Source organism: Neisseria sp. Dent CA1/247 (genome assembly GCF_022870825.1).
GTDB lineage: Bacteria > Pseudomonadota > Gammaproteobacteria > Burkholderiales > Neisseriaceae > Neisseria > Neisseria zoodegmatis.
Genome location: NZ_CP091522.1, coordinates 1,526,781 through 1,540,428 on the forward strand (window position 1 = coordinate 1,526,781; position 13,648 = coordinate 1,540,428).

Here is a 13,648-nt window from a genome sequence, read left to right on the forward strand (position 1 = left end):
AACAATTAATACATGCCTTCACGCTCTTCGCGGGTGCTGATATAGATGTTTTTCACTTGGGTGTAAGCAGCCAACATCATCTTGTGGGTTTCGCGGCCGATACCGGAAGTTTTGTAACCGCCGAACGGTGCGCCGGCCGGCAAGCGGTTGTAGCAGTTCACCCAAACGCGGCCGGTTTCCAACGCACGGGAAACGCGCAGGCAGCGGTTGATGTCTTTACTCCAAACCGCACCGCCCAAACCGTATTCGGAATCGTTGGCCATTTTGATTACGTCTTCTTCGGTTTTGAACTTGATTACAGTCGCCACCGGGCCGAAGATTTCTTCTTGAGAAATACGGTCGTCGTTGCTTTGTGCAGCAATAAGGGTAGGCTCAACGAATTCGCCTTTGCCCAAATCGCCGCCTTCGATTTTCTTACCGCCGGTAATGATGCGCGCGCCTTCTTGCTCGCCGATTTTCACGTATTTCAAAATGGTGTCGAGTTGGCCGGCATTCACTTGGGCACCCATTTGAGTGTCATCTTCCCACGGCAGGCCTACTTTCACTTTCTTGAACTCTTCCGCCAGCGCATTCACGAATTTATCGTAAATACCTTCCTGAACGAAAATACGCGAACCGGCACAGCACACTTGGCCTTGGTTGAACAGAATACCTTTTTGCGCGCCTTCCAAAGCCTTGTCGAACGGCATGTCGTCGAAGAAGATGTTGGCAGACTTACCGCCCAATTCCAATGTAGCCGGAATCAGCATTTCGGCGGCGGCGATACCGACATGGCGGCCGACTTCGGTAGAACCGGTAAACGCCAGCTTGCTGAAGCCTTTATGGTGCAGCATGTATTCGCCTGATTTCGAGCCGCGGCCGGTAATGATGTTCAACACGCCTTTAGGCAGCAAGTGGTTCACTTTTTGGGCAAACGACAACAGGCTCAACGAAGTGCTGCTTGACGGGTGGATAACGATGGTACAGCCCGCAGCCAAAGCAGGAGCGATTTTCCAAGCCGCCATCAGGAACGGGAAGTTCCACGGAATAATTTGGCCTACCACGCCGATAGGTTCGCGCAATACGATAGACAAATCTTCTTCGTCCAACTGGTTGCAAGTGCCTTCTTCGCCGCGGATAACGCTGGCGAAATAGCGGAAATGATCGGAAGCCAAAGGAATATCCGCAGCACGGGTTTCGCGGATGGGCTTACCGTTATCCAACGTTTCCTGCAAAGCAAACAGCTCGGCGTTTTCGTCGATCACGTCGGCGATTTGGTTCAAAATCAACGCACGTTCGGCGGCAGTGGTTTTTTTCCATGTTTTAAACGCTTCCTGTGCCGCTTTTACCGCCGCATCTACATCTTCATTGCTGGCATCGACAAATTTCGCCAGCTCGGCGCCATTTGAAGGGTTGTAAGATGCCATCAATTCGCCTTTGCTGCCTTTGGTCCATTCGCCGTTGATCAGCAGGCCGTATTCTTTATCAAACACATTCAGGTCTTTTGCCATGATGTTTCTCCTCATTCATATAGTTAACAGACAAGCCTTTTCGGCTTGTATTCAGCATAGTATTTTTTAATTGATGTTTCAAGGCTTAAGATTTTATGATTATGTAAAAAATTATGATGCATTGAAATTGTAAATGTCATAAAATAATTAAGCATAAACATATATATTCATTGCCGGGTGTAGTTGTTATAATCTTTGTCCTTTACTTTCATCCGACCCGCCTAATGACTTCAGCCCCGAAAGCCTTCGCACTCCTCGGCCCCACCGCCAGCGGAAAAACCAATCTCGCTCTGCACATTGCCGAAGTTTTACCGATGGAAATCATCAGCTTGGACTCTGCGTTGGTTTACCGGGATATGGACATCGGCACCGCCAAACCGACCGCCGCCGAGCGGCAAAGCGTTCCCCATCACCTTATCGACATCATCTCCCCGCTTGAAGCTTACAGCGCGGCGGATTTTGTACACGACTGCACCCGCTTGGTCGGAGAAATACACCGGCACGGCAAACTGCCTTTAATCGTAGGCGGTACCATGATGTATTTTCATGCGCTGACACAGGGATTGAACACTTTGCCCGAAGCCGATGCCGATACGCGCGCCGCCCTTCAGGCCGAAAAAAAACAATACGGGCCGGCACATCTATATGGCCGTCTGAAAAATATAGATCCCGAGACCGCAGCGCGCTTGGAACCTGCCGACAGCCAGCGCATCGAACGTGCTTTGGAAGTGTTCATGCTTACGGGCAAGCCGCTCAGTAAGCATTTTGCAGAACAGCAAACTTACACGCCACCGCTTGATTTATATACTCTTGCCCTGATTCCCGAAAACCGCGCCCTGCTCCACGCCCAAATAAATAAACGCTTTTTCAACATGGTGGAGCAAGGCTTTCCCGATGAGGTCAAACGGCTGCAAACCATGTATCCCGGCTTAAACGCCGACCTGCCTTCCATGCGCTGCGTCGGCTACCGCCAAGCTTGGGAATATCTCGAAGGACAATATGATTTTGATACGTTTATCGAAAAAGGCTGTGCTGCAACCCGACAGTTGGCAAAGCGGCAGCTCACATGGCTGCGTAAAATACAGCCTGAATTAACACTCGACACTTACGCCGAAGAAGATATTTTTCAGACGGCCTTAAGCCATATCCGGAAACATTTCGGCGTATAGCACCATTTTTCAATTTTAATTGATACGAAACAGAATCTTATTTCAAAACTCACCTGCCTGCCGCAATGTAAAAACACGCGCCGGCTTACATTTTTTGCTGATTGTTTTCTCAAAATAAGGTATTTTTAACTGCTTGCGGCCTTCACAAAAGTTCCGCACAAGTGAAAAAGAAAGACCGACCGGCATTAATAAAAATGACTTCAAAACACATCCAATCCGCCATACACATTATTCTCAATAAACACATCGACAACGCCGATTTCGTCGACACACTCGATGCCTTAATCAATTTTGTCCGCAAAGGCGGAGCCAAACGCGCATCCGATCGTTTCGATGCCTTGCTTGCCGTCTTGCAGGAAGATCAAGCCTTATGTACCAAATTGAGTCGGCGTTTTTACACTTGGCTTTCCAAAGTTCATATTTACCCCGCTTTAGTGGGATTGGGCATATTTTCCCGAAGCGGTTTCGCCCGAGAGCTGGGTTTGCGCCTGTATGAGCGTTTCAGCCCTTCTTATAAAGACCTGAATAATTTACGCGACGTTTTTCTTTATCTTTTTCATTCCAAAAACGACGGCAAATGGCTTCAGACCCTGACTGTACGCCAATGGCTGAAGCTCCATTCCTTAATCAACGAACAGGCAGATAAAGCACTGGTGCAAAATGTTTTGCGCCAACTTTCCGCCGCCCGACTGCATGCTTTGGAAATGCTGTCGGTTTGGGTGGCGGCCGAAGCATTGGAACCGGATCTGATCCGCATCGAACCGAGGCTGTTGGACGTTAATTCGGCGTTTGTCGCGCTCCAGCGCGAAACGTCCAAGTTGGCCGAACATTACCAAACCCAAACCACGCCTTACGACACCGCTCATATCGAAGTAATGCTCGACCAATGCCTTAGCCAAGTGGAACGTTTACGCCGCAAAGGCACGGGAGCCGGTTCGGGGTCGTCGGTAAAGGTTGCCCATTTGCTCGAACGTCTTTCCCAAACCATCGAACGTTTGAGCCTCCTGCTCCGTATTCAAACTGGCGAACATCACAAACATGCGGTGGTCTGCCTGCTCAAATCCATGACTTCCGCCGCAGTAGAACAGCGCAGCACCGACCAACTGTGGCGCCGCAGCGTGAAAATGCTGGCTACCAGCATCAGTGAAAACAAAAGCCATCACGGCGAGCATTACATTACCCGCAGCCGCAAAGAATATTTCAGTATGCTTTGGTCGGCTGCCGGCGGGGGTGTACTCATTTCGTTAATGGCGCTGATTAAAATCCACATCGGCCACATGGGGTTTGGGGTATTTACCACCTCCCTGCTCAGCGGCCTGAATTACGGTTTCGGTTTCATGCTGATTCACATGCTGGGCTTTACCGTCGCCACCAAACAGCCTGCCATGACGGCGGCGAGCTTTGCTGAACAAGTGGCTCACACCGAAAAAAGCCGCTCTTCGGTAGAAACAAAGCTCGGCGCGCTGCTAATCGACGTGGTCCGCTCACAAAGCGTGGCCGTATTCGGCAACGTCTGTTTGGCTATTCTGGTAGCTGCTCTGATTGCCTTCACTTTTGCGTCCAACACCGGCGAACCTCTGCTGGATGCGCACAGCGTGGCTTATCAGCTGAAATCGGTTCAGGTTTTTACCCAACCTACTTTATGGTATGCGGCGATTGCGGGAGTTTGGCTGTTCTGCTCGGGCATTATTGCCGGCTTCTTCGACAACCGCGCCGATTACCTCGATTTGCGCCGCCGCCTCACTGTGAACCCTTTATTGAAAAAAATACTTTCCCCTCAAGCCCGTAAATGGGTGGGAGACTACTTCCACAACAATTACGGTTCGCTGATGGGAAACTTTATTTTCGGGATGCTGCTGGGCATGACCGGTTATTTCGGTTATCTGCTCAATCTGCCGCTCGATATCCGCCATGTTGCCTTCTCTTCGGCCAATCTCGGCTATGCGGCGGTAAGCGGCCATATCGGATTCATTTCGTTTATGATCAATTTGAGTTTTGTGATGTTAATCGGGCTGGTGAACCTAATCGTCAGCTTTGCACTGGCCTTGCTGGTGGCGCTCCGCGCACGGGATACGCATATCGACAGCGTACCCAAGCTGCTGAAAAACACTTGGCAGCAAATCAAGGCCAATCCGCTTAATCTGTTTTTCCCCGTTCAACCCATTGCCGATATTGTTAAAGGCAACGGCAAATCGGAACACAAGTAACCGTTGATGTATTGCAGACACCCAACCGCGTGTCTGATAACCGACTGCATAAAATAAGACCTTTGCCATCCCTGCCTGATATATATTGCTAAGGGATTCTGCAAAGGTCTTTTACATTGTTTCAATAAAATGTTTCAGGCCGTCTGAAAATTAGGCCGTCTGAAAAGCATTCACATCATTGTTTTCAAAGCATCCGGCCTTTAAAACTATTTCAACCAGTCAAGCCAGCCTAAGGTATTGGCAAATACCAGCAAAATCGCTACGGGCGCGGCATAACGCAAAGCGTGATACCAAACGACCACAATCTTGGCCGGCAAGGTACTGCCCTGCCGCATATGCTCCAACACACTGCTTTTCGGCAGCACCCAAGCCACAAACACCGCTGTCGTCAGCGCACCGATGGGCATGATCCAAGAAGTAATCAGATAATCCCACAGATCAAACACCGTTTTGCCGAACAAGGTAAATTCAGACATGGCGCCGAACGACAAGGCGGAAGGAATGCCGACCATCAAAATCGCCAAGCCCGCCAGCCAAGTGACCCGTCGGCGGCGTTGTTCGTTATTGTGAATCGCTGCGGCAATCACCGTTTCGAGCATAGCAAAAGCGGATGTAAGCGTGGCAAATGTCACCAGCAGCATGAAAACGGCAAAAAGCACTGTGCCGAAAGGGATTTTTTGAAATACCGCCGGCAACACGGCAAAAATCAATCCCGGCCCCTCGCCGGGCTGGAAACCGAGCGCGAAAACGGCTGGGAAAATCACCAAGCCCGCCAGCAGCGATACCAGCATATTCAGCCACATAATGCTGTTGGCCGAGCGGAACAAATCCTGCTTGTCGTCCAGATAAGCCGCGTAAGTAATCATGGCGGAAACGCCCAAACTCAGCGAGAAAAACGCCTGCCCCAAAGCAGTCAGCACCGTGTCTGCGGTTACGGCTGAAAAATCAGGCTTGAGCAGAAACGACACGCCTTCCATCGCACCCGGCAACATCAGCGAACGCGCCGCCAACAGCAGGAAAACGATAAACAAAGCGGGCATCAAGTAACGGCTGGCTTTTTCAATCCCTTGCGAAATCCCGTTTTGCACCACCAAAATCGTCAGCAGCATAAACAGGCTTTGATAGCCGATGGCCACGGCGGGATTGCTGATGGTTGCGCCGAAAAGCTGTTTGAAATCAGTGTCCGGCGCGATTTCGCCAGTAAACGCATGTACCACATAAGCCAGCACCCAACCGCCGACCACGCTGTAAAACGACAGCAAAATGAAACAGGCGGCCACGCCCATGCGACCGATCCACGGCCACATAGATTTCGGCGCCAAAGCCTTGAACGCATCCACCGCGTTACGCTGCGTGCGGCGGCCGATAAAAAACTCCGCCAGCAATACCGGCAGGCCGATTAAAACGGTAAACACCAGAAACAAAAGAAAAAATACGGCACCGCCGTTTGTGCCTGCCGTGTAGGGAAATTTCCAGATGGCTCCCAAACCGATAGCGGAGCCTGCCGCCGATAAGATGAAACCGATTTTGGATGTCCAATGGGAGCTGATCGACATAAATATTCTCGTTTTGCTGAATGGAAAGGGAAAAGAAAATCAGGGTTGGATGCCGCCGAATATTCTCAGACGGCCTCAACACACAATCAGGTAAAAAAATAGAGTGATAATACCAAAAATCATGCAGCGGAACACAATCAGAATCTGATACCTACAAAGCGATCTCAAAGCTTTTTCAGACGGCCTCAAGCAGGTAACGCCAAGCAATTAACGCTGTATTCGAATTTGCCCCGCAAGATGCGACAAACTTACAGCCCCAGTTCCTTCAAGAAGCGCACATCGTCTGCCCAACCGGATTTCACCTTCACCCACACTTTCAAAAACACTTTGGTATCAAACAGCTTTTCCATATCCAAGCGGGCTTCGGTGGAGATTTTCTTCAATTTTTCCCCGCCCTTGCCGATCACAATCGGCTTCTGGTTTTCTTTATCCACCAACACGGCAATGTAAATATGGTACATGCCGTTTTCTTCTTGAAACTGCTCCACTTCCACATTCATGGCATACGGCAGCTCTTCGCCCAAATAGCGGAACAGCTTTTCGCGCACGATTTCCATCGCCAAAAAGCGGCTGGATTTGTCGGTAACCATATCTTCGGGATAAAGCGGAATACTTTCAGGCAGATACGGCTTGAGTGTTTCCAGCAGATGCGCAATCCGCAAACCGTGCTTGGCGCTGACCACTTCATGGCCGGCAAACTCAAATTCTGCGCTCACGGTATCGATAAACGCCTGCAATGCCAGCTTGTCTTTGGCTTTGTCTTTATCGATTTTATTGACCACCAGCAGCACCGGCGTGTGCTTGGGCAGCTGCTTCATCACAGTACGGTCTGCCTCGGTAAAGCGCATCGCCTCAACCACAAACACAATCACGTCCACGCCGCTCATGGCTTCGGTCACGTTCAGATTCAAGCGGTCGTTTAAAGCGTTGCGGTGGTCGGTTTGAAAACCGGGCGTATCCACAAACACCAATTGTGCGGTGTCGTCGGTGTAAATGCCGGTTACTTTATGGCGCGTAGTCTGCGCTTTTTTACTGGTAATGCTGATTTTCTGACCAATCAAATGGTTCATCAGCGTGGACTTGCCCACGTTGGGGCGGCCGACAATCGCCACGAAGCCGCAGCGGTAGCCGTCGGCATTGGGGAGCATATCGGTAGGTATTTCTGTATTCATCGGTTTCATTCTTTCTATCGGTGTCTTTCAGACGGCCGTCTGAAAACAATATTTCGTTATTTCTTCTTACTTTTTGAATGGCTTTTTTGCGGATGGTTTGCTTCCAGCCAAGCGAATGCTGCTTTTGCCGCTTCCTGCTCGGCAGCACGGCGGCTGGAGGCTTTGGCGCGGCTGATATAGCCCAGCTCACCCAAATCGCAAGCTATGCTGAATTCGGCATCGCAGCCTTCGCCCTGCTGGTGCTCGATGCGGTATTTCGGCAAAGGCCAACGCCGCGCCTGCAACGATTCCTGCAATAATGTTTTAGCGTCTTTGCCTTCGTGAATCATGTCGGCTTTCTTTACGCGCTCGCCAAACAAATGGCGCACGGTATTTTCCGCCGTGGCAAAATCGGCATCGAAGCTGATGGCGGCAAACATGGCTTCCATCGCGTCCGCCAGAATCGAAGGCCGTCTGAAACCGCCGCTTTTCAATTCGCCTTGCCCGAGAAACAATGCGTCGCCGAGATTCAAATCCGAAGCGATTTCGGCCAAAGTATCTTGGTTAACCAGATTCGCCCGCATCCGCGACAAACGGCCTTCGGGCAAATCGGGAAAGGTGTCGAACAGCATCTTGGCCACGGTGTAATTCAAAATCGAATCGCCCACAAACTCAAAACGCTCGTTGTTGCGCCCCGAAAAGCTGCGGTGGGTTAACGATTGCTCCAAGAGTGCGGGTTGCCGGAATGTATAGCCGATGCACCGCTGAATCTGCTCTAAAGCCTGTTGTTGGATAGGGTTGCGTTTCATTTGGATACTTTCATCAAGCAGCCCGAATGCTTTTCGACACTTTTCAAGAGCGCGTTTGCTTACGCAATCCGACATACGGCAAAACTTACCGCACATACAAATATTGAAAAGATTTAAGGCTGTATCATAGATAAAAAAACCGAGCCGCCGCACCATAAACCGGAGAGACAAAAGCTCAGGCCGTCTGAAATGTTCAGACGGCCTGTATTGTACCTTATTTCGGCTTGCTGCCGGTTACTTACCCAAAGCAGACAATACTTCGGCTTTTACAGTGTCAACGGCCTGCGTGCCGTCCACTTTGATGTATTTCGGCGCATGTTCGCCGGTCAGTTTGCCGTAGAAATCAATCAATACCGCCGTTTGGTCGTGATATACCTCAAGGCGTTTTTTCACCGTTTCTTCTTTATCGTCGTCGCGCTGGATCAAATCTTCGCCGGTTACGTCGTCTTTACCTTCAACTTTTGGCGGATTGTAAGAAACATGGTAAGTGCGGCCTGAAGCCAAGTGTACGCGGCGGCCGCTCATGCGGTCCACAATCACAGAATCAGGCACATCGATTTCAACTACCGCGTCCAAATCCACACCCGCTTCAATCATCGCTTCGGCTTGCGCCAGTGTGCGCGGGAAGCCGTCAAACAAAAAGCCGTTTTTGCAGTCGTCTTGCGCGATACGCTCTTTCACCATGCCGATGATGATGTCGTCGCGAACCAAACCGCCTTCATCAATGATTTTTTTCGCCTCCAAGCCCAACGGCGTACCGGCCTTAATCGCCGCACGCAGCATGTCGCCGGTAGAAATTTGCGGAATGCCGAAAGCAGCAGTAATAAATTGAGCCTGTGTGCCTTTACCTGCACCCGGAGCGCCGAGCAGTAATACTTTCATTCTGTGTTCCTTGAATATTGGTCGAAATAGGATAAAGATACTTCAAGGCTAATCTTAATATGGTTATGCCGTTATGAAAAGGCTTGTTATGCTTTCATTATGCTTTCAGACGGCCTCAAGAGGGGGTAAAACTTAGTTGAGGCCGTCTGAAACACGTTATAATCCGTCCGTTAAATAAAACTTCTGCCCTAAACCGTTTCAGACGGCTTGAATAACCTGAATAATGAATATTGAGTTACTACACCGAAAAATCAGCAACAGCGACTATCTGCGCCTGATTACCGTCAACAGCGAAAACTTCAGCACGGCGGAACACGAATTGCTGGGCGAAATCCTCAGCGGTTTCGAATTCGATGTCGTGCAAGAGCAAGCATTGGCGCAAGCCGTGATGCAGCAGGCGCGGTTCGACCCCAACGCCCTGCACATCGAAGACGACGACGAAGACATCACCGGCGTATGCCCGCACTGCATCAACCCGCCCATGCCGCCGCTACGGGATTATCTGGTCTGGCGGCAAACCCGCGACAGAGCTTGAAACCGATAATTCGAGAGGCCGTCTGAAAGCACGGTTTTCAGACGGCCTCGAAACCTTTAACCACACGAGCCGTACACCATGCTGCAAACCGACAACCTGAGCGCGGCACAACCGCAACGCATCATCACCGCCCAAAGCATCTCCGCCCAAGAAGAGCTGCTCGAACGCGCCCTGCGCCCGAAAACGTTGGGCGACTACATCGGCCAGCACAAAGCCAAAGAACAGCTTGCCATCTTTATCGAAGCGGCGAAAAAACGCGGCGAAGCGCTCGACCACACCTTGCTGTTCGGCCCGCCCGGATTGGGCAAAACCACGCTGGCACACATCATCGCCAAAGAGTTGGGGGTAAACCTGCGCCAAACCAGCGGCCCCGTGCTCGAGCGCGCCGGCGACTTGGCCGCCCTGCTGACCAACCTCGAGCCGCACGACGTATTATTTATCGACGAAATCCACCGCCTCAGCCCCGTGGTGGAAGAAATCCTCTACCCCGCACTCGAAGACTACCAACTCGACATCATGATCGGCGAAGGCCCCGCCGCCCGCTCGGTGAAAATCGACCTGCCGCCGTTCACACTGGTGGGCGCAACCACCCGCGCCGGCATGCTCACCAACCCGCTGCGCGACCGTTTCGGCATCGTTTCCCGTTTGGAATTTTACGAACACAACGACTTGGCCACCATCGTCGCCCGTTCCGCCCAGCTCTTGCAGTTGAACATGGGCGAAGAAGGCGCAATGGAAATCGCCCGCCGCAGCCGCGGCACGCCCCGCATCGCCAACCGTTTGCTGCGCCGCGTGCGCGATTACGCCGAAGTGAAAAATCAGGGATTGATTAACGCCGAAACCGCCGATGCCGCCTTAAGCATGCTCGATGTCGATGCGGTTGGCTTGGACGTGATGGACAGGAAATTCCTCGAAGCCGTCATCTATAAATTCAGCGGCGGCCCGGTCGGACTGGAAAACATCGCCGCCGCCATCGGCGAATCCACCGACACCATCGAAGACGTTATCGAACCGTATTTAATCCAACAAGGCTTCCTGCAACGCACCCCGCGTGGGCGCATGGCGACCGAACGCAGCTACCTGCACTTCGGTGTGAGCATGGATAAATAAAAATGCCGTCTGAACATTTTCAGACGGCATTCAAATATATTGAACCTTCAAACATGTTTACTCATCTACATAATAAATAATCGGCCGGTCAGACTGATAGCGCTCCCCATCACGGCGGGGATAATGCCCCAAACCGGTGGAATCAACATTACCGTACTGACCGATCATAGGCAGAGATTTCTTAAGAATCTTTCTATGCTCTTCTTCCGTAAGCATATCTAAATCTTTATAAGGAGGATGAGCCGCAGCCTGCGCCTTAAATTCCTTCGCAGCCACTTTCGCCTTATCGGTATCAATAACAGGCGCCGGCGGATTGTCGCCCGACTTCACCACACCCTCAGCCGTCACATGGTCAGCCTGATTAGACATCTTCTTCATACCGCTGCTTTTTTTACTGCGCGAAGATTGTAATTCCACTTGCTCATGAGGCTTATTGAAGTGACTCTCTGCCACCGCAGCAACTTGTTCTTTAGTAGTAGGCTTAGCTTGAACAGTTTCCTTCTCTGAATGTGCGCATGCGGCTGCCAGCATAATGGCAGGTAACCAAACACACAGGCGACAATAGCCTTTGACATTCATATTTTTCAAGGTCACATCTCCTCCCTCTCGGATGGCATTAAAAGCCATTGAATATCTACAAAAGTAAACATAAAGGCCGTCTATACCGTTTTGTACAGACGGCCTTTAGTGACCATTCTACTATAATCCACCAAAACATACGGCTGTTTTGGCATTACACCATGAATTTAAGATTTTTTAGGCGCACATTTTTTTTGCAGCTGCAATTCAGGATAAGCCAAATCCGCTACCCATAAGCTGGCTGCATCAAGCAATACCTGCTGCGCACTTTGCACGCTTTCCACTTGACCGGAAGAGAACGAGTATCCGATACCGGGCTCAGAACCTGTCAACTGAATGCTAAACTCTTTTCTCTTGGCCGAATATTTCAAATCGAAAGAAGTCGCATAAGCAATAGTATTGGTTGAAGGATCGGTAACGTTAACGGCCAAGCTAATGATTTTAGAAGAATTGCTCACGCCGTAATCAATATTACCCTGAATTCTAGCTTTGCTCTGAGAAGCATTGGCACCACGGCCTCTATTGAAAAAATCTTCCTGATCGTTGCGCGTAAATGCAGCTTCAATCGGGATCAACTGAAGATAAGTAGCGGGAGACAAACCTGCTTGGTTACGGATAAAATTCATGGAAGCCAAATTACCGTCTTGATAGGCTTTCAAATAGTTGGTATTCACCAAACCAAAAGCATTAATCCCAACCGGCCCGTTAACCGCTTGAAAAATCAAAGGCTCTTCTTTGACCACTTTGGCCAAAGTATATGGGAATAATGCATGTATACGCGTTTTTAAATGAAAAGCTCCTGCATCAGCCAACGGGCTGTGCAACGCTTGCTGCCTTACTGTTCCGTCGATAACACTAGATACGATAAACAGAGAAACCCGAGGCGAAGTCTTGGTAAATTCTTCAAACTCCTTACCAACACAATCCAAAGATTTGTCTAACGAAGATTCTGTGTAATTGGGTGTGGCAGTAGTAGAAACGAAATCTACCGATTGAGAAGAACAACCGGAAAGCAATAAAGCCAAGCCTAGAATTTTTAAAGCAGAAGCTTTCATAATAATGCATTCTCCCTACTATTTTTGATTAGGTTACTTTTAAAAACATTAATTAATGGCAGCCTTGAATATTAACTTTTCCAATATAGGCTTTGCTTGTAATCTTGGGTTGATTCACTTTACCGGCACGTTTAGAAGATGAAGTATCTACATTGATATAATTAGCGTAAAAAGCACATTTCGGCTTCACAATATTATCAACATAGTATGAATTTCCGTAGGGATCAATCACATGATAACCATTAGTTTTCGGATCCTGAGGCCGTACACGAGCCTCATTAATCATCTTCTCAGGGGTTATCATCGATCTAGTGGAAGGAATATCAGGAAACCCCGGATGCTCTGCCATCAGCTGCAAAGGAGCCATCATCACTGAAAAAAACAGGCAAATATTTAATTTTGATAAATTTCTCATCATCATAATCATACCCTGCCTTCCATATTCAATATATTAAACAGGGTCGACAGCAAAATTTTCATTTCCACTGCCAACCCATATCAGCAAATCAATGCTTATTTGATTGCGATTACGTTAACACCTTGAGTGTTGTTAGCACCACGGGTAGTTTTCAAGTTTACTTCGTTAGCGAAAGCTGCTTGATCAACGCGACGGGTAAACATGCCACCAACTACTACGTTGCCACCTTGAACGTTGTTAGAAGCTTCATCAATTTCAAAGTCCAGCTTGTTAGCCAAAATGCCTTGTTCAACGTCATGCAAGTCTTTAGTAGAAGTAACAACGTTCAAGCCTTGAACGTTGTTAGAAGCTTTAAATACGTTCAATTGAGCATCTGTATTAACTACAACAGCTTGATTGAAAGAACCAGCGGCGAAAACAGAAGCGCTCATACCCAAAGCCACGATAGCAGCAGTCAATTTTTTCATGATACATTCCTTTCATAGACAAGTTAAACAGACCTTGAATCAAATTTAAATATTTGAGTTACGGTCAGAAACATAAAAAGGGATATACAACTCCCGCACTGCAATAAATCCATCTACAACCTATAGCTTAAAATATAAAAACTTCAAGAAAATAAATATTCGATGGATTTGAGTTAATTATATCCATGAAAAATTAATAATCCATTTCTTAAATTATTAT

13 protein-coding genes are annotated in these 13,648 nt (G+C 49.1%); 4 read left to right on the forward strand and 9 right to left on the reverse strand.

The features are described from left to right. Positions 1-5: 5 nt before the first annotated feature. The gene (locus tag LVJ85_RS07565) at positions 6-1,490 is read right to left on the reverse strand and encodes an aldehyde dehydrogenase family protein (protein ID WP_244738465.1); all 1,485 of its coding nucleotides are present in this window, start codon (positions 1,488-1,490) and stop codon (positions 6-8) included. Positions 1,491-1,714: 224 nt separating this feature from the next. On the opposite strand from LVJ85_RS07565, the gene miaA reads away from it, so the two are divergent. Both miaA and LVJ85_RS07575 read left to right on the forward strand, forming a co-directional pair. Then, entirely contained in the window at positions 1,715-2,659 is a 945-nt protein-coding gene (miaA, locus tag LVJ85_RS07570) for a tRNA (adenosine(37)-N6)-dimethylallyltransferase MiaA (protein WP_244738466.1), read from the forward strand. A gap of 194 nt (positions 2,660-2,853) precedes the next feature. Next, positions 2,854-4,866, forward strand: coding sequence for a site-specific recombinase (locus LVJ85_RS07575; RefSeq protein WP_244738467.1), 2,013 nt, complete (start codon positions 2,854-2,856; stop codon positions 4,864-4,866). Positions 4,867-5,072: 206 nt separating this feature from the next. On the opposite strand, the gene LVJ85_RS07580 is transcribed toward LVJ85_RS07575, so the two are convergent. The 4 genes from LVJ85_RS07580 to adk form a co-directional block, all read right to left on the reverse strand. Beyond that, entirely contained in the window at positions 5,073-6,422 is a 1,350-nt protein-coding gene (locus LVJ85_RS07580; protein ID WP_085362466.1) for a sodium-dependent transporter, read from the reverse strand. A gap of 248 nt (positions 6,423-6,670) precedes the next feature. Then, a complete protein-coding gene (gene era / locus LVJ85_RS07585) occupies positions 6,671-7,594 on the reverse strand; it encodes a GTPase Era (protein WP_244738470.1) in 924 nt (307 codons plus the stop codon). 56 nt (positions 7,595-7,650) lie between these two features. Then, on the reverse strand, positions 7,651-8,382 hold the full coding sequence (gene rnc, locus LVJ85_RS07590; RefSeq protein WP_244738474.1) for a ribonuclease III: 732 nt from the start codon (positions 8,380-8,382) through the stop codon (positions 7,651-7,653). Between the two features lie 234 nt (positions 8,383-8,616). After that, entirely contained in the window at positions 8,617-9,264 is a 648-nt protein-coding gene (gene adk / locus LVJ85_RS07595; RefSeq protein WP_115133278.1) for an adenylate kinase, read from the reverse strand. A 223-nt stretch (positions 9,265-9,487) separates the two neighbouring features. Between adk and LVJ85_RS07600 the strand changes: the two genes are divergently transcribed. After that, positions 9,488-9,799, forward strand: a complete 312-nt coding sequence (locus LVJ85_RS07600; protein ID WP_244738475.1) for a hypothetical protein — start codon at positions 9,488-9,490, stop codon at positions 9,797-9,799. 78 nt (positions 9,800-9,877) lie between these two features. Then, complete coding sequence (gene ruvB, locus LVJ85_RS07605) at positions 9,878-10,909, forward strand: Holliday junction branch migration DNA helicase RuvB (protein WP_085362462.1); 1,032 nt, start codon at positions 9,878-9,880, stop codon at positions 10,907-10,909. Between the two features lie 57 nt (positions 10,910-10,966). Here ruvB and LVJ85_RS07610 read toward each other — a convergent pair whose 3' ends face one another. The 4 genes from LVJ85_RS07610 to LVJ85_RS07625 all read right to left on the reverse strand — a co-directional run bounded on the left by LVJ85_RS07610 (position 10,967) and on the right by LVJ85_RS07625 (position 13,428). Next, the gene (locus LVJ85_RS07610; RefSeq protein WP_244738476.1) at positions 10,967-11,497 is read right to left on the reverse strand and encodes a hypothetical protein; all 531 of its coding nucleotides are present in this window, start codon (positions 11,495-11,497) and stop codon (positions 10,967-10,969) included. Positions 11,498-11,655: 158 nt separating this feature from the next. After that, a complete protein-coding gene (locus tag LVJ85_RS07615) occupies positions 11,656-12,543 on the reverse strand; it encodes a hypothetical protein (protein WP_143773775.1) in 888 nt (295 codons plus the stop codon). Between the two features lie 52 nt (positions 12,544-12,595). Then, a complete protein-coding gene (locus tag LVJ85_RS07620; RefSeq protein ID WP_244738478.1) occupies positions 12,596-12,970 on the reverse strand; it encodes a hypothetical protein in 375 nt (124 codons plus the stop codon). Positions 12,971-13,056: 86 nt separating this feature from the next. Beyond that, positions 13,057-13,428 carry a hypothetical protein gene (locus LVJ85_RS07625; RefSeq protein ID WP_085362458.1) on the reverse strand — a complete coding sequence of 124 codons (372 nt, stop codon included), beginning with the start codon at positions 13,426-13,428 and terminating at the stop codon, positions 13,057-13,059. Positions 13,429-13,648: the final 220 nt, after the last annotated feature.